The following is a 25,411-nucleotide window of genomic DNA, read 5'->3' on the forward strand; positions in this document are numbered from 1 at the left end:
GACAGGGTGGAGGCATGGCCGCCCTGAGATCCTTCCTGACGTCCTGGACCTCCGTCACCCCGGTGCTGGGGGTGCTCGTGCTGGTCGTGGCCTGGGGTCGCGACCTCGGGCCGGTCTTCGTGGCCGTCGTCGCGATCGCGCTCGGCGCTACCGTGCTCTCGGCGGTGCACCACGCGGAGGTCGTCGCCCACCGGGTGGGTGAACCGTTCGGGTCGCTGGTGCTGGCGGTCGCGGTGACCGTCATCGAGGTCGCGCTGATCGTCACGATGATGGTCTCCGGCGGCCCGGACGCGACGTCGCTGGCGCGCGACACCGTGTTCGCCGCGGTGATGATCACGACCAACGGCATCGTCGGCATCTCGCTGCTCGTCGGCGCGCGCCGCTACGGCTCGACGCTGTTCAACCCCGAAGGCAGCGGCGCGGCGATGGCCACGGTCGCGACGCTGGCCACGCTGAGCCTGGTGCTGCCGTCGTTCACCTCGAGCACGCCCGGCCCGGCGTTCTCGAGCGCCCAGCTGACCTTCGCCGCGCTCGCGTCGCTGGTGCTCTACGGGATGTTCGTGCTGACCCAGACCGTCCGGCACCGCGACTTCTTCCTCCCGGTGGCCGCCGACGGCGAGGTCAAGGAGGACGACCACGCCGACCCGCCGACGAGCAAGGCCGCGCTCGGCAGTCTCGCGTTGCTGCTGGTGGCGCTGGTCGCGGTGGTCGGCCTGGCCAAGGTGGAGTCCCCGGCGATCGAGGCGGGCGTGCGCGCGGCCGGGTTCCCGCAGTCGTTCGTCGGCGTCGTGATCGCGTTGCTGGTGCTGCTCCCGGAGACCCTCGCGGCGACCCGCGCGGCCCAGCGCGACCGGATGCAGATCAGCCTCAACCTGGCCTACGGCTCGGCCATCGCGAGCATCGGCCTGACGATCCCGGCGATCGCCCTGGCGTCGATCTGGCTGCCGGGTGAGCTGCTGCTCGGCCTCGGCTCGACGCAGATCGTGCTGCTGGCCCTGACCGTGGTGGTCAGCGTCCTGACGGTCGTCCCCGGCCGCGCGACCCGCCTGCAGGGCGGCGTCCACCTGGTCCTGCTGGCCGGCTTCCTGGTGCTGGCCGTGAACCCCTGATGCGGATCGTCTCGCTGCTGCCCGCCGCGACCGACATCGTCGCGACGCTCGGCCTGCTGCCCGACCTCGTCGGCCGCACCCACGAGTGCGACTGGCCGCCCGGCGAGGTCGAGCACATCCCGGTCGTGACGCGGGCGGAGTTCGATCCGGACGCGCTGTCCAGCCGCGAGATCTCCGAAGCCGTCGGCGGCGCGCGGCACAGCGGCTCGGCGCTCTACACCCTCGACGGCGACACGCTGGCCGCGGCGAACCCCGACGTCATCCTCACCCAGGACCTCTGCGACGTCTGCGCGGTCTCCTACGAGCGGGTGTCCGAAGCGGTGCGGACCCTCGACACCGGGCCGCTCGTCGTCAGCCTCGAACCGGCGACGATCGACGGCGTCCTCGACTGCCTCCGCCGCGTCGGGGACGTCCTCGGCGTCCCGGAGCGGGCCGAAGCCGAGATCACCGGGCTGCGGAACCGCCTCGACGCCGTCCGGCAAGCCCCCGCAAAGCCGCGCGTGGCCGCCTTGGAGTGGCTCGACCCGATCTGGCCGGCCGGGCACTGGGTGCCCGAGCAGATCGCCCTCGCCGGCGGCGAGCCGCTGCTGGCGAAGGCCGGGGAGCACACGCGGCCGATCGCGTGGGACGCCGTCGTCAACGCCCAGCCCGACGTGCTGCTCCTGCTCCCCTGCGGCTTCACCCCGGAGCGCACCCGCGCGGAACTCCCCCAGCTGGCGAAGCGGCCGGGCTGGGCGGAGCTGCCCGCCGTGCGGCACGGCCGGGTCCACGTCCTCGACGGGCCCGCCTACTTCAACCGTCCCGGGCCGCGGGTCGTCGACGGCGCCGAGATCCTCGCCGACGTCTTCAGCCGGTGACCTCGATGCCGACCACGCAGGTGTCGTCGTCGGTGTCGGCCGTGCTGTAGGTGAGCAGCGTGTCGAGCTGGTGCTCCAGCCCGCCTTCGTGGCCCTCGACCAGCGTGACCAGCCGCGCCACCGACTCCTGCACGGGCGCGTCGCGGCGCTCGATCAGGCCGTCGGTGTAGATCAGCAGGATGTCGCCGTCGGCCAGCTGGACGGTTTCCTCCTGGTAGACGACGTCGCGGAGCGCGCCGAGCAGCGAGCCGCGGATCAGCGGCAACGTCGTCGCCGTGCCGTCGCGGTGCCGCACGATCGGCGGCAGGTGCCCGGCCCGCGCCCAGCGCAGCTTCCGGGTCGCCGGGTCGAACACGGCCGCGACCGCGGTCGCCGTGACGTGGTCGGTGAGGTGGTAGGCCACCAGGTTGAGCCAGGTCAGCAGCTGCGCCGGCCCGGCGCCGGTGGCCGCGAGGCCGCGCAGGGCGTTGCGCAGGCTGACCATGCCGGTGGCGGCGTCGATGCCGTGCCCGGCGACGTCGCCCACGCACAGCAGGATCTCGCCGGTCGGCAGCGCGACGGCGTCGTACCAGTCGCCACCGACCAGGTGTTCCTTCTCCGCGGGCCGGTAGCGGACGGCGGCGCGCAGGCCCAGCATGTCGAGCGGGCCCTTCGCGGGCGGCATGATCGCGTGCTGCAGCTGCAGCGTGAGCCGGTTGCGCTCGATCGCCTCCTGCTCGGTCTCGGCCAGCCTGTCGCGGGTCGCGGCCAGCGCGACCTCGGTCCAGTGCTGCGACGAGACGTCCTGGTACGCCCCGCGCACCGCGACCAGCTCGCCGCGGCCGTCGACCACCGGCTCGGCGACCACCCGGATGTGCCGGGCGACGCCGTCGGAGCGCTGCAGCCGGAACGCCGTCGACCCCGGGCGCTTGTGGTGCAGGACCGTGCGCAGGAACCGGCCGATCGCCTGGGCGTCGTCGGGGTGCGCGTACCCGGTCAGCTGGTGCAGCGACAGCGGCGAGGCGGTGGGCGGCAGGCCGTAGAGCGCGAACAGCTCGGTGTTCCAGGTGATCGCCCCGGTGACGACGTTCTCCTCGAAGCCGCCGATGCGCCCGAGGCGCTGGGCGTGCTGCAGCAGCACCGCGAGCTTCGCGGCGTCGTCCTGGATGCGCAGGATGAGCAGCACGTTGCCGGCGAAGCGGGTGATGCTGACGTCGGTGAGCACGGTCAGCGGCACCTGGTCGACCAGCGTCGTGACGGCCATGTTGTCGGCGCGGAACGGCTCGCCGGTGGCGTAGACGCGCCGGATCTTGTCCAGCAGCCCGCTTTCCTCGGCCGCGAGCGGGTACGCCTCCAGCAGCCTCGACCCGACGAGCAGGCTGCGCGGCCGGCCGCCCGGGTCGGCGAACCGGACGTTCGCGTGGTGGATGCGGAAGTCGCTGAGCCGGTCGCCGCCGTCGAGGCACGGCGAGAGCAGCACGGCCGGGTCGTGCAGGCCGTCGACGAAGTCCACCAGCTCGCCCAGCAGGTCACCGGCGCCGCCGGTGGCCGGCGGCGCGACGACGCCGTCCCAGGTGTCGAGGGTGTGCGCGCACAGCTCGGCCAGGGCCTCCAGCTGACGGCGTTCGCGCCCGGGCTCGGCGGGCAGCGGTTCCGGCCAGCACATCTCGACGACGCCGATGATCCGCCCGCCGGTGCCGGTGGGCACCGCGACCCGGCCGCCGCCGGCGAGGGTGTGCTGCCCGATCGACGGCAGCCCGGACGACGCGAGCGTGGTGAACCATTCCGTGTCGCGCTCGATCAGCGCGCTGCGCGCCGGCGTCGCGACGCCGGGCGGGACGTAGCGCCAGCGCGCGGCTTCCTCGGCCGAGAACCCGGCCGAGCCGGCCAGCGTCAGCGAGCCGTCGGGCCCGGCGAGCCAGACCGCGACGGCGGTCGCGCCGAGCGGCCGCAGCGCGTGCTCCAGGATCGACTCCGCGACACGCTGGGTGTCCCCCGCCGCCAGTGCGCCGCTTTCCGCCGTGCGCAAGCGAACCGCGACGGAGTCCGCTTCCGTGCGGGCGAGGAAGTCCTGCGCCACGTCGGTGATGCGGTCCTCGGCGGCCTCGCCGACGACGTCCGCCGCGAACTCCAGTGGCGTCAGCCCGGACCGCTGCGCGAGCGACTCCAGCTGCTTCGCGGCGTCGGCGGGCGAGCAGTGCAGGCGTTCCATCAGGACGCCCTTGGCCAGCTCGATCAGCGCCCGGCCGTCGGCGACGGCGTGCGCGTGGTCGACCTCGGCCCGCAGGCGGGCGACGGTGTCGGCGAGCCGGGCGAGGTTCGCCGACACCTCGGCGGGCGGCGCCAGCACGGGCACGCCCGGTTCTTCGGAAGGCAAGCGGGCTCCCCGATCAGGCCGTCAGGTGCCGTTTGATGCGGGCGACCAGGTCGTCCGCGTCGACGGGCTTGGTCACGTAGTCGGTGGCGCCCGACGCGAGGCTCTTCTCGCGGTCTCCCGGCATCGCCTTCGCCGTCACCGCCACGATCGGGATCGTGGCGTGCTCCGGCATCGCGCGGATCTTCGCGGTCGCGGTGTAGCCGTCCATCTCCGGCATCATCACGTCCATCAGGATCAGGTCGATGCCGGGGTGCGCCGCGACCGTCTCGACGCCCTTGCGGCCGTCTTCGGCGTGCAGCACCTGCATCCCGTGCAGCTCCAGGATCCCGGTGAGCGCGTAGACGTTGCGCGGGTCGTCGTCGACGATCAGCACCGTGCGCCCGGCCAGCGTGGTGTCCACCTCGCGCGCCGCCACCGGTGCGGCCGGCTCGTCCGCGCGGACCAGCGGCAGCACCGCGCCGGGCTTCTCCGCCGACAGGTGCAGCGCGATCCGCTCCCGCAGCTCGTCGAGGCCGGACAGGACCTCCAGGGCGTGGACGTCCGACCGGGACTGCAGCAGCTGCTCCAGCTCGGTGTCGAGGCGGCGGCTGTTGTGCGCCAGCACCGGGACGAGCCGCAGCGCGGCGTCGCCCTGCATCGCGTCGAGGAAGCCGAACGCGGCCCGCTCGGGCAGGTCCAGGTCCAGCACCACGCAGTGGTAGGCGTCGGTGGCCAGTGCGGCCGCGGCCTCCTGGGTGCCGACCGCGGTGACGACCTCGACCTCGGCGGGCGAGATGCCGATGTCACGGCTGTCGGCGAGGTCCGCGGCGGCGCTCTCGGCCACGAGCGTCAGCAGGCCGTGCTGGCGCTCCTCGACCACCAGCAGCCGGCGGTGGGTGCGGGCCGCCGGCACCACGAGCCCGGCGCCGGTGTCCCCGGCCGTCACCGCCGCCCGGGTCTCCTCGCCCGGCGGGCGCGTCTCGAAGTCCGGCCGCGCGACCGGCAGCGAGAAGGTGAACGTGCTGCCCTCGCCGGGCGTGCTCTCCGCGGTGATGAACCCGCCGAGCAGCTGGGCGATCTCACGGCTGATCGACAGGCCGAGCCCGGTGCCGCCGTACTTGCGGCTGGTGGTGCCGTCGGCCTGCTGGAACGCGCCGAAGATCGACTCCAGCTGGTGCTCGGCGATGCCGATGCCGGTGTCGGCGACGCGGAAGGCGACGGCGGGCCCGTGCGCGCGCAGCGGCCGGGGCAGCCGGTCGGGCTCCACCCGCTCGATGTGCAGCTCGATCACGCCGACCTCGGTGAACTTGACGGCGTTGGACAGCAGGTTGCGCAGCACCTGCCGCAGCCGGGAGTCGTCGGTGAGCAGCTCGGTGGGCGAGCCGGGCGCGACGGTGATCCGGAAGTCCAGGTTGCGCTGCGACGTCATCGGCCGGAACGTCGCCTCGACGTAGTCCAGCAGCCCACGCAGTGACACTTGTTCCGGGCTGACGTCCATCTTCCCGGCCTCGACCTTGGACAGGTCGAGGATGTCGTTGATCAGCTGCAGCAGGTCCGACCCGGCGGAGTGGATGATGCCGGCGTACTCGACCTGCTTCGCGGTGAGGTTGCGGGTCGGGTTCTGCGCGAGCAGCTGGGCGAGGATGAGCAGGCTGTTGAGCGGGGTCCGCAGCTCGTGGCTCATGTTGGCCAGGAACTCCGACTTGTACTTCGACGCCAGGGTCAGCTGCTGGGCGCGCGCTTCCAGCTCCTGGCGGGCCTGCTCGATCTCCAGGTTCTTCGTCTCGATGTCGCGGTTCTGCGTGACCAGCAGCGCGGCCTTCTCCTCCAGCTCGGCGTTGGACGACTGGAGTTCTTCCTGCCGGGCCTGCAGCTCCTCGGACCGGGCCTGCAGCTCCGCGGTCAGCCGCTGCGACTCGCCGAGCAGCTCGTCGGTCCGGGCGTTGGCGACGATGCTGTTGACGTTGACGCCGATCTGCTCCATGAGCAGCTCGAGGAACGCCCGGTGCGCCACGGTGAAGCCGTGCATCGAGGCCAGTTCCAGCACGCCGAGCACCTGGTCCTCGACGACGATCGGCAGCACGATCAGGCTGGCCGGCGCGGTCCGGCCGAGGCCCGAGGAGATCGTGGCGTAGCCCGGCGGGACGTCGTCGACCGCGATCGGGCGGCGGCTGCGCGCGGCCTGCCCGACCAGCGACTGGCCGACCCGGAACCGCACCACGGGGCCGGCACCGTCGTCCGGGTGGCCGTACGCGCCGACGAGCCGCAGCTCGGGGATCTCGGCCGTGTCGTCGGCGAGGTAGAACGCGCCGTACTGGGCGTTGACCAGCGGGACGAGCTCGTCCATCACCGCGGCCGCGACGACGGCGAGGTCGCGGCGGCCCTGCATCAGCCCGGTGATCGTGGCCAGGTTGGACTTGAGCCAGTCCTGCTCCTGGTTCGCCCGCGTCGTCTCGCGCAGCGACTCGACCATCGAGTTGATGTTGTCCTTCAGCTCGGCGACCTCGCCGGAGGCGTCGACGGTGATCGAGCGGGTCAGGTCGCCCTCGGCGACGGCGCTGGTCACCTCGGCGATCGCGCGGACCTGGCGGGTGAGGTTCCCGGCCAGCTCGTTGACGTTCTCGGTCAGCCGCTTCCAGGTGCCCGACACGCCTTCGACCTCGGCCTGCCCGCCGAGCCGGCCTTCGCTGCCGACCTCGCGCGCGACGCGGGTGACCTCCGCGGCGAACGCGGAGAGCTGGTCGACCATCGTGTTGATCGTGGTCTTGAGCTCCAGGATCTCGCCGCGGGCGTCGACGTCGATCTTGCGGGTCAGGTCGCCCTGCGCGACGGCGGTGGTCACCTGGGCGATGTTGCGGACCTGCCCGGTGAGGTTGTTCGCCATCGAGTTGACGTTGTCGGTGAGGTCCTTCCAGGTGCCCGCGACGTTCGGCACGCGCGCCTGCCCGCCGAGCATCCCTTCGGTGCCGACCTCGCGGGCGACGCGGGTGACCTCGTCGGCGAACGCGGACAGCGTGTCGACCATCGTGTTGATGACGTCGGCCAGCGCCGCGACCTCGCCCTTGGCCTCGACGGTGATCTTGCGGGACAGGTCGCCGCGGGCGACCGCCGTCGCGACCTGGGCGATCGAACGGACCTGGCCGGTCAGGTTGGACGCCATCACGTTGACGTTGTCGGTGAGGTTCTTCCAGGTCCCCGAGACGCCGCGGACCGTGGCCTGGCCGCCGAGGTTGCCCTCGGTGCCGACCTCGCGCGCGACGCGCGTGACCTCGTCCGCGAACGCGGACAGCTGGTCCACCATCGTGTTGATGGTGTCCTTCAGCTCCAGGATCTCGCCGCGGGCGTCGACCCGGATCTTCTGGGACAGGTCGCCGCGGGCGACGGCGGTGGTGACCTGGGCGATCGAGCGGACCTGCGCGGTCAGGTTGTCGCCCATGACGTTGACCGACTCGGTGAGGTCCTTCCAGGTGCCGGAGACGCCCTTGACGTCCGCCTGCCCGCCCAGCCGGCCCTCGGTGCCCACCTCGCGGGCCACTCTCGTGACCTCGTCCGCGAACGCGGACAGCTGGTCCACCATCGTGTTGATGGTGTCCTTCAGCTCCAGGACCTCGCCGCGGGCGTCGACCCGGATCTTCTGCGACAGGTCGCCCTTGGCCACGGCCGTCGCGACCTGGGCGATGTTGCGGACCTGGTCGGTCAGGTTGCCGGCCATGAAGTTGACCGAGTCGGTGAGGTCGCGCCAGGTGCCGGAGACGCCCTTGACGTCCGCCTGGCCGCCGAGGCGGCCTTCCGTGCCGACCTCGCGGGCGACGCGCGTGACCTCGTCCGCGAACGACGACAGCTGGTCGACCATCGTGTTGATCGTGCTCTTGAGCTCGAGGATCTCGCCCCGGGCGTCGACCGTGATCTTCTGCGACAGGTCACCCTTCGCGACCGCCGTCGTCACCTGGGCGACGTTGCGGACCTGGTCGGTCAGGTTGCCGGCCATGAAGTTGACCGAGTCGGTGAGGTCGCGCCAGACGCCGCCGACGCCGGGGACCTGCGCCTGCCCGCCGAGCCGGCCTTCGCTGCCGACCTCGCGGGCGACGCGGGTGACCTCGTCCGCGAACGACGACAGCTGGTCCACCATCGTGTTGACGGTGTCCTTCAGCTCCAGGATCTCGCCGCGGGCGTCGACGTCGATCTTCTGCGACAGGTCGCCCTTCGCGACGGCGGTCGCCACCTGGGCGATGTCGCGGACCTGGGTGGTGAGGTTGCCGGCCATGGCGTTGACCGAGTCGGTGAGGTCCTTCCAGGTGCCGGACACGCCGGGGACCTTCGCCTGCCCGCCGAGCTGGCCCTCGCTGCCGACCTCGCGCGCGACGCGGGTGACCTCGGAGGTGAACAGGGACAGCTGGTCGGCCATGCCGTTGAAGACGGTGGCGATCTCGCCGAGCAGGCCGTCGGTCTCGCCCGGCAGCCGGATGCCGAAGTCGCCGTCGCGCACCGCGGTCAGGCCGGCCAGCAGCCGGCGCAGCTCCTGCTCGCCCGCCTCGCCCACGCCCGAAGCGTCCGCCCCCGCACCCGGGCGCACGCCTTCGACCATTGCCCCACCCATCCGCCACCCGTTTCTCCGGTTGCCGGCGCCCCGTGCGCCGGGCCCGGCGCACGCCGGATGGTCCAGCATAGTGCAGGGGCACTAAGCTGAGCGGCAACGGTTGAGCAACCAGCCGCGCCCGGACCCGGATGCGCAGTCGAGGCGGTGCTCGCGAGCCTTTCCCTTCCCCCGCAGGCCTTCCGGCCCGGTTGACCCGTTCGGCTGAACGCCGCGGCGACGTCCCCCCGGACACGTCGCGGGCTTCGTCGCGCACGGGTGCGTAAGTCTATTGTGGACACTCCGTGCGTCCACTGTGGAGGGTCGGCGACGCCGCCCGGCCGGCCGCGGGTGCTCGGGGGAGAACCACAGTTGTAGAGGTGCTTTGTAGAGGTTGTCGCTGTCGCGTCCGGCGGCACGCCGCGAAGATCGGCGTGCCGTGAAAGTCCCGGACGAGGAAGGCATCGGTGACGACCTCCTGGAGGCTCCTTTCGGCCGCACTGCTCGCGGCCACCTCGCTCGCCGGCGTGCCCGGAACCGCGGCGGCCGCCGCGCCGCCACAGACGCGGCTGCTGTACGTGCAGCGCGTCCGCGACACGATCCTGCTGACCTGCGCCACCGGGGGCAGCGGATCTCAGGACGTCCTCGCCTGCCACGCCGTGCACCGGCCGCGGCCGTTCCTGACCGCCGGGCTCGTCGCCGGGGCCGGCGCTACAGCCGTTCCAGGTCCGCTCGGACCGCTGCGACGCGCTCCTCGCCCCCGTACTCCCGCATCATCGCCAGCGCCTCCGTGAGCACGTCCCGCGCCTGCTCGCGGTCCCCCGCCTCCAGGTGCGCGCGGCCCAGCTCGGCGAGCGCCATCGCCTCGTACAGCCGGACACCCGCGACGCGCCAGAGCCCGGCGCTGCGGCGGAGTTCCCCGAGGGCTTCGGCAGGCCGGCCCGCCTCGCGGTGCACGATGCCGGCCCGCATGCAGCCGTAGGCCATGCCCCGCACGTCGCCGGTGTCGCCGGCGACGGCCACCGCGTCGGTCGCGTAGACCAGCTCGCGCTCCCGGTCGCCCCGGCGCCCGTACAGGATGCCGAGGTTGACCAGGTTCAGCGTCTCGACGTGCCGCAGGCCCAGCGACCGGTTGAGCTCCAGGCCGCGCTCCCCGAACTCGATGGCCGAGTCCAGGTCGTCGCCGAGGCCGAACACGAAGCAGAGGTTGTTGAGGCTGCTCGCGAGCTGGCGCGGGTCCCCGATCGCCTCCCAGTCCGCGAGGCTGCGGCGCATGTGCGCGTGGGCCCGCCGGAAGTCCGGCGCCTCACCGCCGTGGACCAGCTCGGCCTCGGCGACGCCGAGGTCGTTGCGCAGCGTCGCGGCGGCCACCCGGTCGACGCCGTCGACCAGCTCCAGGGCCAGCTCGTCGACGTGGACGGCGTCGCGCCACCGCGCCCGCGCCCGGTGGTACTCGAACAGGCCGAGCCCGATCGCGGCGATCGACTCGGTGGGTACCCCCGGCGTCGCGGCGGCCTGCCGCACGACGGTGACCAGGTGCGGCTGGTGGGCGTCGAGCCAGCCGAACACCTCTTCCGTGGACGCCGGTGCCGGCTCGACCGACCAGCGGCCCGCGGCCCAGTCGTGTCGCTGCGAGGCCGCCGCGACCAGCGCCATGCTCCGCCAGGCCATCGCCGCGCACAGCTCGACGACCCGGGTGATCGCGCCGGCCCGCTCGGCCGTGGTCAGCCGCTCGGCGTGTTTGCGGGCGTAGAGCCGGAGCAGGTCGTGCAGCCGGTACCAGCCGGGCGCGGGCGTGGTCAGCAGGTGCTCGTCGGTGAGCCGTTCCAGCAGCTCCTCGGTCTCTCGTTCGGGCGCGTCGAGCAGCCGGCTCGCGACGGCCACCGACAGCTCCGGGACGTCGAGCAGCGACAGCAGCGGGTACGCGCGGGCGGCGGCCGGGTCACCGGCCTCCAGCCGGCCGAACGCGAGCTCGAAGCTCGTCCGGACGCCGGTTTCGTCGAGGCGGCGGCGCTCGTCGTCGAGGCGGTGCGCGAGGTGGGCGACGGGCCAGTTCGGCCGGGTCGCGAGCCGGGCCCCGGCGAGGTGCAGGGCCAGCGGCAGGTACCCGCACAACCGGGCGACCGCGCGCGCCGCCGCGGGTTCGGCCGCGACCCGCTCGGCGCCGATCTCCGCGGCCAGCAGCCGCAGCGCGTCGGCCTCGGGCAGCACGTCGAGCAGGACCTGGTGCGCCTGCGGCAGGTCGGGCAGCGCGGCGCGGCTGGTGACGATCGCCCCCGAGCCGCCGCCCCCGGGCAGCAGCGGCGCGACGTGCGCGGCGTCCCGGGCGTTGTCGAGCAGGAGCAGCACGCGTTTCGCGGCGAGCAGCGACCGCAACCGCGCCGTCGCGGTGTCGAGCGCGAGCGGCGTCGGCGATTCGCCGCCGAGCTCCCGGATCACGCGGTCGACCAGGTCGAGCGGGTCCGGCGGGTCGGCCGCGTGCCCGCGCAGGTCCAGGTGCAGGGAGCCGTCGGGGAAGCGCCGCGCGAGCCGGTGCCCGGCGTGCAGGGCCAGCGCCGTCTTCCCGATCCCGGCCATCCCGGCGACGGCGACCACGACCCCCGGCCGGTCCTCGCCGAAGCAGGCCAGCACGCGCTCGATCTCGGCTTCCCGCCCGGTGAACGCGGCGATCTCGCCCGGCAGCTCGCGTGGGACGACGCCCGGTTCCGGCTTCGGCGTGCCGGGCCGGGCGGCGGCCGCGACGAAGGCGTCCCGCTCGTCGCCGTCGAGGTCGAGGGCGTCGGCGAGCCGGTCGAGGGTGGCGCGGTGCGGGAACCGCCGGTCCCCGCGCTCGAGCGCGCCGACGGCCTGCCCGCTGAGGCCCGACTTCTCGGCCAGCGCCTCCTGGGTCAGCCCCAGTGCGCGCCGAAGACGGCGCAACCGCGCCCCGAACGAGTCCATCTCCCCTCCCCCTCCACTACCGAGCATCACACGTGGGCTCCGTGCCGCGCTACCCGTCGAATTCGTCGGTGCCGCCCGCTACGGTCGCCGCGAACCGAATTCGAGGGGGAACCGATGACCGCGCTGCAGGACGCCGCCGAACGCGGCACGCCGGAGCAGGTGGCGGAGCTCGCGCGCCAGGCCGCCGACGTCGACGCCGAAACCGAGGGCCACACCGCGCTGTGGTGGGCGGTGCACGCCCGCCGGCCGGAGAACGCCCGCGTGCTGGCCGGCGCGGGCGCGGATCCGTGGCGGCCGGACCCGGCCGGCTGGCCGCCAGGGCGGCTCGCGCTGGCCGGGCCCACCCCGGACCTGTTCGGCGCCGCGCCCGCCGGGGTCGTGCTCAGCGACGCCGAGGCCGTCATCGTGGCGGCGGCGCCCGGTCTCGGCGCCGCGCTGCACGGCTGCCTGCTCGAAGGCACCGGCCTCGCGTGTGTCGCGGGTGTCGACGCGGCGGAAGCGGCGCGGCGGCTCGACGCCGTCACCGCCGATCCCGCGGTCGGCCGGGCGCTGTCCGCGGATCCGTGGGCGCCCGAGGGCACCAACCAGATCGTGGGGGTCACCGACGTGCCCGGCGGCTGCGTCGTCACCCAGCCGTGGGGTTACCTGCCGCAGACCCCGGTCGTCACCGGGCTCCTGTCTGCGGGCACGGTCTGTTACGGCGTGTACTCGAACCCGAAGAGCGGCAACCAGGGGTGCATCGTCCGCGACGGCGTCACCGAAGGGTCGGACCTGCACCCCGGCGGCGCGCCGTACGTCGACTCCTCGGCCTTGGAGGTGCTGCTTTCCTACCTCTACCCGGGAAACGCCGCGGCCTACGCCTGTGCGTACGCCGGGCTGCGGCCGGTCGACGCGCGGGCGATCACCGGGCCGCCCGACACCTGGCTCGTGCTGCCCAAGCGGGACTACTGGCACCACTCAGCGTAACCGGAATGGTACCGCGGGAGCATTGCCGGGCAAGATCGTATCGCTTATCGTATACGACACTCCCGATGCTGCGAGGTGACCCGTGCCCGCCCCCACGACCCTGATCGCCCGGGACTTCACCGAGTTCCGCGCCGCCGTCACGCAGTCCTTCGTGCCGCTGCACGTCACCGCCGGCGCCGGGGAGGCCTTCCGCGGCCGGATCCGCTCGTCGACGGCCGACGAGGTGCAGGTCTCGGAGATCTCGGCGTCGCCGCACGTCGTCCGGCGCACGCCGGAGCTGATCGCGCGCGGCGAACGCCGGTACTACAAGCTGAGCCTGATCCTGGCCGGCACCGGGCTGCTGGTGCAGGACGACCGGCAGGCCGTCCTGCGGCCCGGCGACGTCGCGCTCTACGACACGCACCGGCCGTACTCGCTGGAGTTCGCCGAGGACTTCCGCACCCTGGTGGTGATGTTCCCGCAGCGGCTCATCGACCTGCCCGCCGAGCTCGTCGGGCGGCTGACGGCGGTGCGGATGTCCGGCAAGGAAGGCGTCGGCAACGTCGTGGTGCCGTTCCTCGCCCAGCTCGGCAGCAACCTCGAGCAGCTGGCCGGCCCGGCGGGCGCGCGGCTGGCGCACAGCGCCGTCGACCTGCTGAGCACGATGGTCGCCACCGAGCTCGACCTCGCGCACGCGGGCGCCGACCCGCACCACGAGCTGATGCGCCGGATCCGCGCGCACATCGACGCCAACCTGCACTCCCCCGAGCTGAACCCGGCGCGAATCGCCGCCGAGCACTTCATCTCGACGCGGCACCTGCACGGGCTGTTCCAGGAGCAGGGCACCACGGTCGCCGGCTGGATCCGCACCCGGCGCCTCGAGCACTGCCGCCGTGACCTGCTCGACCCGGTGCACGCCGGCCGCCCGGTCGCGGCCATCGCGTCGCGCTGGGGGTTCGTCGACGCCGCGCACTTCAGCCGGGTGTTCAAGACGGCGTTCGGGCGCGCGCCGAGCGAGCTGCGCCGCGAGTTGACCGTCAGCGACCGGTAGTTGCCCCCCAGCGCGTGACCGCTCGCTCGCCGCCGGGCGCCGCTCGACGATGAGCCCATGCCCGAAGCCCCCACCGACGGCTGGCGCACCTACGACGAGTTCGCCGCCGGGATCGCCACCTACCGCCAGCCGAACGCCGACCTCACCGGCCACTCGGTCACGATCACCCTCGACGACGGCGCCTCGCTCGCGCTGAGTTTCGAAGACGCGGACCACGTCCTCCTCAACGGCGTCAAGGATCCCTACGACGCGGTGGCCGTCCGCGACGACGTGTACTTCGTCAACCTCCCGCTGACCAGCGTCGAAGGCGAAGCCCTGACGGTCGTCTACTCGACGTCGACCCATCGCGCGCTCGCCGTCCGGTCGGTGATCGGCGCGGAGGACGTCGACGGCGTTCCCCGGGTGTCCCAGAGCTTCCGGGCCGGGACGACCGGCGGCGGCGAGCCGTCCGGTGCCGTGCCCGGGCCGTCGCGGGACCTGATCGGCAAGCGCAACCTCTACCGCTACAGCCCCGACCACCTCTACGAGCACGTCTACGTCTCGTCCGAGCGCTACGCCTGGCAGTGCCTGGAAGGCGTGCAGCGCGGCCACGGCGACATGGACCTGTCGACCGTGTGGAAGTTCCAGGACGGCCTGTACCTGTTCTGCTTCCGCGAGTTCCGGATCGCCGTGGCGAGCGTGTGGCTGCACGACCTCGGTTACGCGCTGCGCACCACCGGCGTGTTCCTCGGCCTCACCGGCGACGGCCGGTCCGAGCACTCCCGCGCCGGCGGCCACGTCTACCCGCTCGGCTCGGTCGCCTACCCCGACGCCCAGCCCGTCTGAAGGAGCTTCCCGTGTCCCCTGTGGACGTCATCCGCGCGCACTACGACGCCAGCGACCGCGGCGACCTGCCCGGCATGCTGGCCCCGCTCGGCCCCGCCACGACGTGGACGGAGGCCGCCGGTTTCCCTTATGCCGGCACCTACACCGGCCCGGACGAAGTCCAACGGCACGTCTTCGAGGCCATCGGCCGGGACTGGGACGGCTACCGCTTCACCCTCGCCGATCTCCTCGACGCGGGCGACACCGTCGTCGGCGTCGGCACCTACACCGGCACCCACCGCGGCACCGGGAAGTCCTTCACCGCCCGCGTCGCCCACGTGTGGCGGTTCGCCGCGGGTGCCGTCGCGAGTTTCGAGCAGATCGTCGACTCCGCGCCCGTCGTGGCCGCAACCCGGGAGCACTCATGAGAAAGACCCTGCCCGCCCTGGCGATCGCCGTGGTGCTGGCCACCGCCGGGTGCGCCGGCGCCGGGTCCGGTACGAACGGGCCGATCGTCGTCGGCTCGGTCAACGCGCTGAGCGGCGCGGCCACCTTCCCGGAGGCCTCCCAGGCCGCGAAGGCCGTGTTCGACGCGGCCAACGCGGCCGGCGGCGTCAACGGGCGGCAGATCGAGTACAAGGCGATCGACGACAAGGGTGACCCGTCGGCCGCCGCGGCCGCCGCCCGCGAGGTGGTCGGCGGCGACGAGGCCGTCGCGCTCGTCGGGTCGTCGAGCCTCATCGAGTGCGAGATCAACGCGAAGTACTACGAGCAGCAGAAGATCCTTTCGGTGCAGGGCATCGGCGTCGACCCGGCGTGCTTCTCGAGCCCCAACATCGCGCCGGTCAACGTCGGCCCGTTCCACGACATGACGCTCACCCTGCTCTACGGCTCGGAAGTGCTGAAGCTGAACGACATCTGCGCACTGCTGGAGATCGCGGGCAACACGCTCCCGGCGTACCAGGCCGCGATCGACGAGTGGACGAAGATCACCGGCAAGAAGCTGAAGTACCTCGACGCGACCGTGCCCTACGGCGGCTCGGACTACACCTCCTACGTCGTCAAGGCGCGGGCCGCGGGCTGCAAGGCCATCACGGTCAACCCGGTCGAGCCCGACTCGATCGGCCAGCTCAAGGCCGCGCAGGCGCAGGGCTGGAACGACGTCACGTGGCTGCTGCTGACCAGCGTGTACAGCGAGAACTACGCCAAGGCGATCTCGGACGCCGGCGCCGGGGTCTACGTGCCCGCCGAGTTCTACCCCTTCACCGACGCCGGCAGCCCGCAGACCAAGGACTGGCGTGACCTGATGACGAAGAACAAGATCCCGCTGACGTCGTTCAGCCAGGGCGGTTACCTGGCGGCGAAGTACTTCCTCGACGTCGTCCGCGGGATCCAGGGGGACGTCACCCGCGAGTCGGCGACGAAGGCGCTGCGCGAGATGAAGCCGGTCACCGACCCGATGGTCGGCACGCCGTACGTCTTCGGCCCGGCCGCGACGCACCACGACAACACCGCCGGCTGGCCGATCAAGCTCGCCACCGGCACGAACAAGTGGGAGCTGGCCGGGCAGGACTGGCTCCGGATCCCTCGCTCGTAGGAGGATGTCGATGCTGCAAGGTGCGCTGGCCGGGCTGGCCGCGGGCGGGCTGTACGCGGTGCTCGCGGTCTGCCTGACCCTGATGTCCCGGCTGGTGCGGGTGGTCAACTTCGCGCAGTCCGCCACCGGGATGTTCGGCTGCTACGTCGCCGTCTTCCTCTCGGTCCACTTAGGACTCCCGGAGTGGGTGGCGACGCTCGCCGGGATCGTGCTCGGTGGCGCGCTGAGCGCGGTGCTCGGCTGGATCGTGTCCACCTGGCTCGCCGAAGCCGACACCGGGACGCGCTCGGCGGTCACGGTCGCGGTGCTCCTGCTGCTGATCTCGCTGGCGTTCATCCTGTTCGGGAACAAGCCGCAGCCGTTCCACCCGCTGCTGGCCGGCCCGGCGTTCACCGTCGGCGGGGTGGTGGTCAGCCAGGTCACCGTGGTGACGGTCGCGCTGGCGATCGTGGTGGCGCTCACCTGCCGCGCGGTCCTGGCCCGCACCACGCTGGGCGTCCGGCTGCGGGCGTTGTCCGAGCGTCCGACAACGGCGGAGCTGCTGGGCATCCCGGCCCGCCCGCTGGCGGTCGGCGTCTGGACGGCGACCGGGGTGATCGCGACGCTCGCGGTGTCGATCGTCGCGCCGTCGCAATCGAACGACCCGACGTCGCTGGCGATGCTGGTGGTCCCGGCGGCCGCGGCGGCGCTGCTCGGCGGCTTCCGGCGGCTCGACCTGGCCGTGGCGGGCGGCCTGGTACTGGGCATGGCCCAGGGCGCGGTCGCCCAGTCCGACCGGCTGTCGGTGCTGCGGTACTTCCTCCCGTTCCTGGTCATCGTCGCGCTGCTGCTGTGGACACAGCGCAAGGAGGTGTGGGATGCGGCTCGCTGAACGACTCCTGCCGGTCCTCGTCGCGACCGCCGCCGTCGGCGTCGGGTACGCGCTGAGCGTCGGGCTCGCCGGGTACTTCGTCTACCTCGGTGTCAGCGCCGTCGTCGCGGCCATCGCGCTGCTCGGCCTGGGTGTGGTGACCGGTACCGCCGGGATGATCTCCCTGTGCCAGCTGACCTTCGGCGCGGTCGGGGCGTTCGTCGTGTCGGCCTGCAACGTCGCCGGGGTGCCCGGCGGGTTCGTGGTGTGGCTGGTCCTGGGCGGGCTGGCCGCCGCCGTTGCCGGGGTGCTCGTCGGGCTGCCCGCGCTGCGGCTGCGCGGCATCACGCTCGCCGTCGTCACCCTCGGGCTGGCCGCGGCCGCCGACCTGACGCTGGTGCAGATCCAGTTCCCCGGCGCCACCGAAGGCACGGCGGTCGAGCGGCCCGACGCGTTCGCCGACGACCGGTCGTACTTCCTGTTCGCGGTGCTGGTGCTCGTCGCCTGCGGGCTGGTCGTGCACTTCCTGCGCCGCGGGCGCTGGGGCAGCAGCTGGCACCTGGTCGCCTTCTCCGAGCGCGGCACGGCGGCGGTCGGCGCCGGGGTGCGGACGTCGAAGCTGACGGCGTTCGCGGTCAGCGCCGCCCTCGGCGGGATCAGCGGCGGCCTGCTCACCGGGCAGGTCGGGCTGGCCTTCCCGGCCAGTTTCACCGCGATCCAGTCGCTCGCGCTCTACGTGCTGGCCATCATGTCCGGCGCGCACCTGATCGACATGGCGGTGTTCGGTGCGCTGCTCTGGGTGGCCGTGCCTGAGCTGCTGAAACGCTGGGGCGTGCCGCAGGACTGGGGCTTCGTCATCTTCGGCGTGCTCGGCGTCCAGGCCCTGGCCGGGCGCGGCAACCTCGGCACGGCCTGGCGCAACCTCTGGTACCGCCGCCGGTCCCGCACCACGGCCGGGGTCGGCCTCACCGACGTCGCCGACGTCGCACCGCTGCCACCCGGGGACCCGGTCCTGGAGGTGCGCGGGCTGAGCGTCTCCTTCGGACACGTACGCGCACTGTCCGATGTGGACATCTCGGTGCCGGAACACGGCGTGCTGGGCGTGATCGGGCCGAACGGCGCCGGGAAGTCGACGCTCGTGGACGTCATCAGCGGGTTTCTGCCACGAGCCACCGGGACCGTGACGCTCGACGGCCGTCCGCTGGCCGGCTCCCCCACACGCCGGGCCCGCGCCGGGCTGCGGCGGACGTTCCAGCAGGACCGCGTCCCGCCCGGGCTGACGGTCGGCGCGTACGTGCGGTTCGTCGCGCGCCGCCGGACCACGGCCGCCGAGGTCGCCGACGCGCTGGAGTTCTTCGGCTGCCCGCCCGCGCGGACGCCGTTGTCGCGGGTGGACGCCGGCGCGCGGCGGCTCGTCGAGGTCGCGGGGCACCTGCTGGCGCGCCCGCGGGTGCTGCTGCTCGACGAGCCGGCGGCCGGCCTGCCGCACGAGGAGCACGTCGCGTTCGGGCGGCGGCTGCGTCAGGTGCCCGCGCGGTTCGGGGTGTCGGTGCTGCTCATCGAGCACGACCTGGACCTCGTGCGGTCGGTGTGCGACAGCCTGACCGTGCTCGACTTCGGGCAGGTCCTGGCGAGCGGGCCGCAGGCGGACGTGCTGGCCGACCCGGCCGTGCTGAAGGCGTACATGGGCGAAACGGAGCTGCTGTGAACGCGTTGCGGGTGCACGGCCTGACGGTCCGGCGCGGGGCGGGCCCGGTGATCCGGGACGTCGACCTCGTCCTCGAGCCGGGCCGGATCACGGCGCTGGTCGGGCCGAACGGCGCCGGGAAGACCAGCCTCCTCGAAGCCGTCTCGGGCGTGGTCGCGCCGGCCGCGGGGAGCGTCCACCTCGGCGGGGTGAACGTCACGCGGCACTCGCGGGTCGCGCGAGCACGGCTCGGCCTGGCGCACATCGAGCAGGGCCGCGCGGTGTTCCCGGGCCTGACGGTGCTGGAGAACCTCCGCCTGATCGCCCGCCCCGCGGCCCGCGTCGACGAGGTCCTGGAGCTGTTCCCCGAGCTGGACAAGCGCCGCGACTCCCCCGCCGCGCTGCTGTCCGGCGGCGAGCAGCAGATGGTGGTGCTGGCCCGCGCGTTCGCGGCGCGCCCGGCGTTCCTGCTCATCGACGAGATGTCGCTGGGCCTGGCACCGGTGGTCTTCACCCGCCTGCTGCCGGTGGTGACGCGCTTCGCGGCCGAGGGCGCGGCGATCCTGCTGGTGGAGCAGTTCACCCACCTGGCACTGGGCGTCGCCCAAGAGGCCCTGGTCGTCTCCTCAGGCCGAGTGACGTACTCAGGCGACGCCCAGCCCTTGCTGGACTCCCCCACCACCCTGCACGCCGCCTACCTGGGCTCGTAAAGCCGTGAAGGCCTCCTTCCCGGCTCTTATGGCCGGTAAGGAGGCCTTCACGGCTTTACGCGTCACATGCCGGCGCGTTCGAAGGCCAGCGTGGGGAGGTCGACGCAGTGGGCGCCGCCGTCGGCGACCAGGACCGCGCCCGTGATGTACGACGACTCCGGCGAGCCCAGGAACCGGATGATCGACGCGATCTCCGCCGGCTCGGCCGGGCGGCGCAGCGGGACGTCGGCCGTCACGCGGCGGTAGCCCTCGTCGTGGCCGCCCGCGAAGCCGGCCGCCGCGGCGAACTGGTCCATCTCGCCGTCGGCCATCGGGGTGCGGACCCAGCCCGGGCAGACGGCGTTCGCGCGGACGCCGCGGGGGCCGAAGTCGCGGGCGATCGAGCGGGTCAGGCCGATCAGCGCGTGCTTGGCGACGGTGTAGCCGGCGACGTTCGGCCCGGCGAACAGTCCGGCCAGCGACGACACGACGACGACCTGGCCGCCCGTCTCGACCAGCGACGGCAGCGCGGCCCGGCAGAACACGAACGCGCTCGACAGGTTCGACCGCAGCGCGAGTTCCCACTCCTCGTCGCCGGTGTCGGTGACCGACGAAAGGCCGTGGCCGCCGGCGTTGGCGACGACGACGTCCAGCCGGCCGAACCGCTCGACGATCTCGGCGACGGCGTTCTCGGCGTCCGCCCGCACACTCGCGTCGCAGGTGATGACGTGCGCACCGATCTCGACGGCCACCGACTCCAGGGGTTCGCGACGCCGGCCCAGCACGACGACCCGGGCGCCTTCGCTCGCGTAGCGGCGGGCGGCCGCGGCGCCGATGCCGGTGCCTCCGCCGGTGATGGCGACAACTGAGTCCACTGTGGATCCTTTCCTAGGCGGGGAACGCCGAACGGGCCGACAGGCCGAAGTCGGCGAGCAGGGCCTGGCCGTTGACCGGCCGCGAAGCCGGGGACGCGAGGAACAGCACCTGCCGGGCGACGTCGGCGGCGGCCTGCACCGGGAACGCCGGGTCGTCGAGCACGTCGCCGAGGTCCGCGCGCGCCATCGGCGTGTCCACGACCGACGGGCACACGCAGTTGACCCGGATCCCCGGCAGCTCGACCGCCAGGGCCCGGGTCAGCGCCACGACCGCGCCTTTGGACGCGCAGTAGGGCACCATGCCCGGCGCGGCCGTGAAGGCGGAGTCGCTGCCGAGCAGCACCACGGCACCGCCGTCGGCCAGCCACGGCCGCGCGTGCTTGACCAGCAGTAACTGCCCGGTGACGTTGACGGCGAGCACCGCGGCGACGTCGGCGGCGGTGATGGCGGCCAGCGGGGTGCCGATCGGGCCGGAGATCCCGGCGCAGCCGACGACGACGTCGAGGCCGCCGAACCCGCGGGCGACGGTCTCCACCGCCGCGGCCAGGGCCGCTTCGTCGGTGACGTCGGCCCGGACGTCGGCGCCGGGTGCCCGGTCGATGACCGCCACCCGGGCGCCTTCGGCGCGGAACGCCCGCGCGCAGGCCAGTCCGATGCCGGACGCCCCGCCGGTCACCACGACCGCCTTCCCGGCGAGATCGGTTCGCATGCGCCCATCCTCACCGCGGGCGCCCGCCGGGCGGTTGGCCGAGAGCGCAGTTCTGTTGTCCGCGCCCGCACGCGCGGTCGCGGACGACGCCGCGCGGGCCGAGACTGACCGGGGTGAGCACCCCGCACCCCCTCGACCCGCTGACCGCCGCCGAACTGTCCGCCGGCCGCGCGATCCTCGCCGGCGCCGGACTCACCGGGGAGACGATCCGCTTCCCGCAGGTGCTGCCGGTCGAACCCGCCAAGGCGGACGTCCGCGCCGGCACCGGCGACCGGCGCATCCGCTACACGCTGCTCGACACCGCCACCGGCCGGGCCGGGGAGGCCGTCGTCTCGGTGACCGCGCACGAACTCGTCTCCTGGGACGACTGGGCCGAAGCCGACGGGCAGCCGTCATACCTGTTCGAGGAGTACGCCCTCGCCGAGCAGTTGACGAAGGCGTCCGACGGCTGGCGGGCCGCGATGGCCCGGCGCGGCCTCGCCGACCACGTCGAGCACGCCTTCTGCGCACCGCTCGCGCCCGGCCACTTCGGCCGCGCCGACGAGACGGGGCGTGTGATCCGCTCGCTGACCTTCCTCCGCGACGACGACGGCGACAGCCCGTGGGCGCGGCCCGTCGAGGGGCTGGTCGTGCACCTCGACCTCACGACGCGGCGGGTCCTGCGCGTCGAGGACGAAGGTGACGTCCCCGTCCCACCCGAGCACGGCCGCTACGGCGACGTCCCGGCGCGGACGTCGCTGAAGCCGATCGAGATCACCCAGCCCGAGGGGCCGAGCTTCACGGTCGAGGGCACCGAGGTGGTCTGGGAAGGCTGGCGGCTGCGCGTCGGCTTCAACACCCGCGAAGGCCTGACGCTGCACCAGGTGGGCTTCCAGGACCGACCGGTCCTGTACCGGGCCTCGGTCCCCGAGATGGTGGTGCCCTACGGCGACGTCGCGCCCGGCCGGTTCTGGATCAGCTACTTCGACGCCGGTGAGTACCAGTTCGGCAAGAACGGCAACGACCTGCGGCTCGGCTGCGACTGCCTGGGCGTCATCCGCTACTTCCCGGCCTGGGTCGCCGACGACCACGGCGAGCCGGTCGAGATCCCGCGGGCGATCTGCCTGCACGAAGAGGACGACGGGATCCTCTGGAAGCACACCGATCTCGGCGGGCACCCGGAAGTGCGCCGCTCGCGGCGGCTGGTCGTCTCGTCGATCTCGACGATCGGCAACTACGACTACGGCCACTACTGGTACCTCTACCTCGACGGCACCATCGAGTTCGAGGCGAAAGCCACCGGCGTCGTCTTCTGCGGCGCCGGCACCCCGGGGCAGGAGCAGCCGCACGCGACCGAGATCGCGCCCGGCCTCTTCGCGCCGGTGCACCAGCACCTGTTCTGCGCCCGGCTGGACGTCGAGGTCGACGGCGAGCGCAACAACCTCCACGAAATCGACGTCGTGGGGGTGCCGACCGGCCCCGAAAACCCGTACGGCAACGCGTTCACCTGGCGCAGCACGCCGCTGCGCACCGAACACGACGCGATGCGCCTGGCCGATCCGGCGCGCGCCCGGGTCTGGGAGATCCGCAGCGCCGACCGCGTCAACCGGCTCGGCAAGCCGACGGCCTACCAGCTCGTGCCGCGGCCGTCGGCGACGCTGCTGGCGCAGCCCGAGGCGTCCGTGCACGCCCGGGCGACCTTCGCGACGAAGCACCTGTGGGCGACGCCGTACCGCGACGACGAGCGGTTCCCGGCGGGCGAGCGGCCCAACGCCCACCCCGGCGGCGCGGGCCTGCCCGCCTGGACCGCCGCGAACCGCGACCTGACCGACACCGATCTCGTGCTGTGGCACGTGTTCGGCCCGACCCACGTGCCGCGCCCCGAGGACTGGCCGGTGATGCCGGTCGACAAATCCGGGTTCCTGGTGCGGCCCTACGGCTTCTGCGACCGCAACCCGGCCCTCGACCTGCCCGCCGGCGCCCACCACTGCGAACCCTAAGGACGTCATGACGCTCTCCGACACCTCGACCTGGCTGCCGCTCGACGGGCTCGCGCCGGGTTTCGACGCGAACAAGGCCCCGCTCACCGGCGACCTCCACGGCCGCGCGTTCGTGCTGCGCGACGACGCCGGCGGCCCGGGCTTCACCTGGGACGGCACCGAAGCCGAGACGTTCCTCGTCGACGACGGCCTGTACTACGTCCAGCCCCACCCCGGCGCCGCGCGCGAGGCCGTGTCCCTGATCCTCGACGTCCGCGACGGCCGCGCCCTGGTCGTCACCACCCGGATCGGCGACGCCGGCACCCCGCGCGTCACCCAGGAGTTCCGGCCCGCCACGATCGACGGCGCCGAGGTGCGCGGCGAGGCGATGGCGCCGAGCACCGCGCTGATCGGGCGCCGCGTGGTGTGGGTGTACAGCGAAGACCACGCCTACGAGCACGTCTACCTCAGCCCGCACTGGTACACCTGGCAGTGCCTGGCCGGGCCCGAGCGCGGGCTGGCCGACACCGACGAGAACTCCGTGTACCGGGTCCGGCCCGGGATCCACGTGTTCGCCTGGCGCGAGAAGGTGATCTCGTGCGCGTCGGTGACGATCGCCGACCACCGCAACGCCCGCGCGCTGCGCTCCCACGGTGTCCTCTTCGGACTCGACCACACCGGTGAGGACACGACGTGCTTCACGTTCGGCGCGCACGGGCGGCTGCTGAGCACCACCGTGCACCCCGCGGGCCTCGACCCGGCGGAGCACTGAGCCGTGGCCGCCGACCTGATCCTCACCAACGCCGTCGTGTACACCCTGGACCGGGTGCGGCCGTGGGCGTCCTCGCTGGCCGTCACCGACGGGAAGGTCCTGGCTCTCGAAGACGTCGACCGCGGGCCGAAGACCGAGGTGCTCGACCTCGGCGGCGCGTTCGTCCTGCCCGGCCTGGTGGACGTGCACAACCACCACGCGATGGCCGGCCGCGCCGAGCTGTTCGAGCTCACCTTCGGCGCGGACGCGGGTTTCGCGGACATCCTCGACGCCGTCCGCGCGCGGGCGCGTGACCTCGGCCCGGACGACTGGCTGATCGGCGGCGCCTGGGCGTCGACGCTGGTCGAGACGCTGTCGCACACCTCGGCGCGGCGCGCGCTCGACGACGCCGCGGGCGGACGGCCGGTCGCGCTGGCCGACGACAGCCGCCACAACCGCTTCGTGAGCACCCGGGCCCTGGAGCTGGCCGGGATCACCGCGGCGACCCCGGACCCGCCGGGCGGGGTGATCCACCGGGACGGCGGCGAGCCGAGCGGCCTGCTGCTGGAAGCCGCGGGGGTGCTCGTCGAGTACGTCGCCGACGGTCTGACGCCGCAGCAGCACCGCCGGGCGTCGCAGCGGGCGATCGAGATCCTGCACGGCTTCGGCGTCACCGCGTTCCAGGACGCGGGCGTCTCGACCGACATCCTCGGCGCACTGAAGTCCCTCGACGACGCGGGCGAGCTGGACGCCTGGGTGGTGTCGTCGCTGCTGGTCAACGACCCGATCTTCGGGTTCGACCCGGTCGGCGCGCCGCTGCTGGAGGTCGCCGGGCGCTACCGGACCGAGCACCACCGGCCCGACTTCGTGAAGATCTTCCTCGACGGTGTCCCGCCGACCCGCACGGCCGCGTTCCTCGAGCCCTACCTGCCCGACGACGTCCACGGCGGCTGCTTCCACGGCGCGACGACGATGTCCGCCGAGGAGCTGACGGGCTGGCTGCGCACAGCGGCGTCCGCGGGCCTGTCGGCCAAGGTGCACTGTACCGGCGACGCGTCGGTCCGGCTGCTGCTCGACGCCGTCTCGAAGCTGCGCGCCGAGGGGTACACCGACGTGCGGTTCCAGGTGGCGCACGGCCAGTTCGTGCACCCCGACGACCTGCCGCGGTTCGCCGAACTGGGTGTCGCGGCGGACATCTCGCCGTTCCTCTGGGTGCCCGGCGTCATTCCGGAGGCCATCGCCGGGGTGCTGCCCGCGGCCCGCGCGGCCCGGATGCAGCCGAACCGCGCGCTGCTGGACAGCGGCGCGCTCGTGGCCGGCGGTTCGGACTGGCCGGTCAGCGCGTCGCCGAACGCGTGGGAGGGCATCGCGGGCCTGGTCACGCGCGAAGACCCGCACGGTCGCCGGCCGGGCGCGCTCTGGCCGGAGCAGGCGATCACCCTGGCCGAGGCGATCGAGGTGTTCACCCTCGGCGGGGCCCGCGCGTGCGGCCTCGACGACGTCGCCGGGGCGCTGACCCCGGGCCGCTCGGCCGACTTCGTGGTCCTCGACCGGGATCCGTTCCGGACCGCCGACGTGGCCGGCACGCAGGTCGCCGAGACCTGGTTCGCGGGACGGCGGGTGTTCCGGCGCTGACCCGATCCGGTGCTTCCGGGTAGTTTCTCCTACACTGGTAGAGAAA

General features: G+C 73.4%; 18 protein-coding genes. 13 read left to right on the forward strand and 5 right to left on the reverse strand.

Features of this window, described 5'->3' with window-relative positions:
- Nucleotides 1-14 precede the first annotated feature (14 nt).
- Nucleotides 15-1,109, forward strand: coding sequence for a calcium:proton antiporter (locus OHS58_RS14195; RefSeq protein ID WP_326949409.1), 1,095 nt, complete (start codon nt 15-17; stop codon nt 1,107-1,109).
- Nucleotides 1,109-1,966 (forward strand): cobalamin-binding protein, encoded by an 858-nt coding sequence (locus tag OHS58_RS14200; protein ID WP_328648527.1) that lies wholly within the window; start codon nt 1,109-1,111, stop codon nt 1,964-1,966. The genes OHS58_RS14195 and OHS58_RS14200 overlap by 1 nt, the downstream gene beginning before the upstream one ends.
- Here the strand turns inward: OHS58_RS14200 and OHS58_RS14205 are convergent.
- The 3 genes from OHS58_RS14205 to OHS58_RS14215 all read right to left on the reverse strand — a co-directional run bounded on the left by OHS58_RS14205 (nt 1,956) and on the right by OHS58_RS14215 (nt 11,814).
- Entirely contained in the window at nt 1,956-4,322 is a 2,367-nt protein-coding gene (locus tag OHS58_RS14205) for a SpoIIE family protein phosphatase (protein ID WP_326953474.1), read from the reverse strand. The genes OHS58_RS14200 and OHS58_RS14205 overlap by 11 nt on opposite strands.
- Before the next feature lie 13 nt (nt 4,323-4,335).
- Nucleotides 4,336-8,886 (reverse strand): HAMP domain-containing protein, encoded by a 4,551-nt coding sequence (locus OHS58_RS14210; protein WP_328648528.1) that lies wholly within the window; start codon nt 8,884-8,886, stop codon nt 4,336-4,338.
- A gap of 699 nt (nt 8,887-9,585) precedes the next feature.
- Nucleotides 9,586-11,814 (reverse strand): helix-turn-helix domain-containing protein, encoded by a 2,229-nt coding sequence (locus OHS58_RS14215; protein ID WP_328648529.1) that lies wholly within the window; start codon nt 11,812-11,814, stop codon nt 9,586-9,588.
- A gap of 114 nt (nt 11,815-11,928) precedes the next feature.
- On the opposite strand from OHS58_RS14215, the gene OHS58_RS14220 reads away from it, so the two are divergent.
- The 8 genes from OHS58_RS14220 to OHS58_RS14255 all read left to right on the forward strand — a co-directional run bounded on the left by OHS58_RS14220 (nt 11,929) and on the right by OHS58_RS14255 (nt 19,458).
- The gene (locus OHS58_RS14220) at nt 11,929-12,780 is read left to right on the forward strand and encodes an ankyrin repeat domain-containing protein (RefSeq protein ID WP_328648530.1); all 852 of its coding nucleotides are present in this window, start codon (nt 11,929-11,931) and stop codon (nt 12,778-12,780) included.
- 82 nt (nt 12,781-12,862) lie between these two features.
- Nucleotides 12,863-13,810: a helix-turn-helix domain-containing protein gene (locus OHS58_RS14225; RefSeq protein WP_326949403.1), complete on the forward strand. Its 948-nt coding sequence runs from the start codon at nt 12,863-12,865 to the stop codon at nt 13,808-13,810.
- A gap of 57 nt (nt 13,811-13,867) precedes the next feature.
- Complete coding sequence (locus OHS58_RS14230; protein WP_328648531.1) at nt 13,868-14,635, forward strand: MoaF C-terminal domain-containing protein; 768 nt, start codon at nt 13,868-13,870, stop codon at nt 14,633-14,635.
- Between the two features lie 11 nt (nt 14,636-14,646).
- Nucleotides 14,647-15,042, forward strand: a complete 396-nt coding sequence (locus OHS58_RS14235) for a nuclear transport factor 2 family protein (protein ID WP_328648532.1) — start codon at nt 14,647-14,649, stop codon at nt 15,040-15,042.
- Nucleotides 15,039-16,211, forward strand: coding sequence for an ABC transporter substrate-binding protein (locus OHS58_RS14240; RefSeq protein WP_328648533.1), 1,173 nt, complete (start codon nt 15,039-15,041; stop codon nt 16,209-16,211). The genes OHS58_RS14235 and OHS58_RS14240 overlap by 4 nt, the downstream gene beginning before the upstream one ends.
- 10 nt (nt 16,212-16,221) lie before the next feature.
- Nucleotides 16,222-17,082: a branched-chain amino acid ABC transporter permease gene (locus tag OHS58_RS14245; protein ID WP_328648534.1), complete on the forward strand. Its 861-nt coding sequence runs from the start codon at nt 16,222-16,224 to the stop codon at nt 17,080-17,082.
- Complete coding sequence (locus OHS58_RS14250) at nt 17,069-18,769, forward strand: branched-chain amino acid ABC transporter ATP-binding protein/permease (RefSeq protein WP_328648535.1); 1,701 nt, start codon at nt 17,069-17,071, stop codon at nt 18,767-18,769. Before OHS58_RS14245 ends, OHS58_RS14250 begins: the two co-directional genes overlap by 14 nt.
- Entirely contained in the window at nt 18,766-19,458 is a 693-nt protein-coding gene (locus OHS58_RS14255; protein WP_328648536.1) for an ABC transporter ATP-binding protein, read from the forward strand. The genes OHS58_RS14250 and OHS58_RS14255 overlap by 4 nt, the downstream gene beginning before the upstream one ends.
- Nucleotides 19,459-19,520: 62 nt before the next feature.
- On the opposite strand, the gene OHS58_RS14260 is transcribed toward OHS58_RS14255, so the two are convergent.
- Together OHS58_RS14260 and OHS58_RS14265 are read right to left on the reverse strand one after the other, a co-directional pair.
- The gene (locus tag OHS58_RS14260; RefSeq protein ID WP_328648537.1) at nt 19,521-20,312 is read right to left on the reverse strand and encodes an SDR family NAD(P)-dependent oxidoreductase; all 792 of its coding nucleotides are present in this window, start codon (nt 20,310-20,312) and stop codon (nt 19,521-19,523) included.
- 13 nt (nt 20,313-20,325) lie between these two features.
- Nucleotides 20,326-21,021 (reverse strand): SDR family NAD(P)-dependent oxidoreductase, encoded by a 696-nt coding sequence (locus OHS58_RS14265; RefSeq protein ID WP_328648538.1) that lies wholly within the window; start codon nt 21,019-21,021, stop codon nt 20,326-20,328.
- A 113-nt stretch (nt 21,022-21,134) separates the two neighbouring features.
- Between OHS58_RS14265 and OHS58_RS14270 the strand changes: the two genes are divergently transcribed.
- Genes OHS58_RS14270 through OHS58_RS14280 form a run of 3 tightly spaced genes read left to right on the forward strand, consistent with a single transcriptional unit; the run spans nt 21,135 to nt 25,365 of the window.
- Nucleotides 21,135-23,000 (forward strand): primary-amine oxidase, encoded by a 1,866-nt coding sequence (locus OHS58_RS14270; protein WP_328648539.1) that lies wholly within the window; start codon nt 21,135-21,137, stop codon nt 22,998-23,000.
- 7 nt (nt 23,001-23,007) lie between these two features.
- Complete coding sequence (locus OHS58_RS14275) at nt 23,008-23,751, forward strand: MoaF C-terminal domain-containing protein (RefSeq protein WP_328648540.1); 744 nt, start codon at nt 23,008-23,010, stop codon at nt 23,749-23,751.
- Between the two features lie 3 nt (nt 23,752-23,754).
- Nucleotides 23,755-25,365, forward strand: a complete 1,611-nt coding sequence (locus OHS58_RS14280; RefSeq protein WP_328648541.1) for an amidohydrolase — start codon at nt 23,755-23,757, stop codon at nt 25,363-25,365.
- Nucleotides 25,366-25,411: the final 46 nt, after the last annotated feature.

Source organism: Amycolatopsis sp. NBC_00348 (assembly GCF_036114655.1).
GTDB lineage: Bacteria > Actinomycetota > Actinomycetes > Mycobacteriales > Pseudonocardiaceae > Amycolatopsis.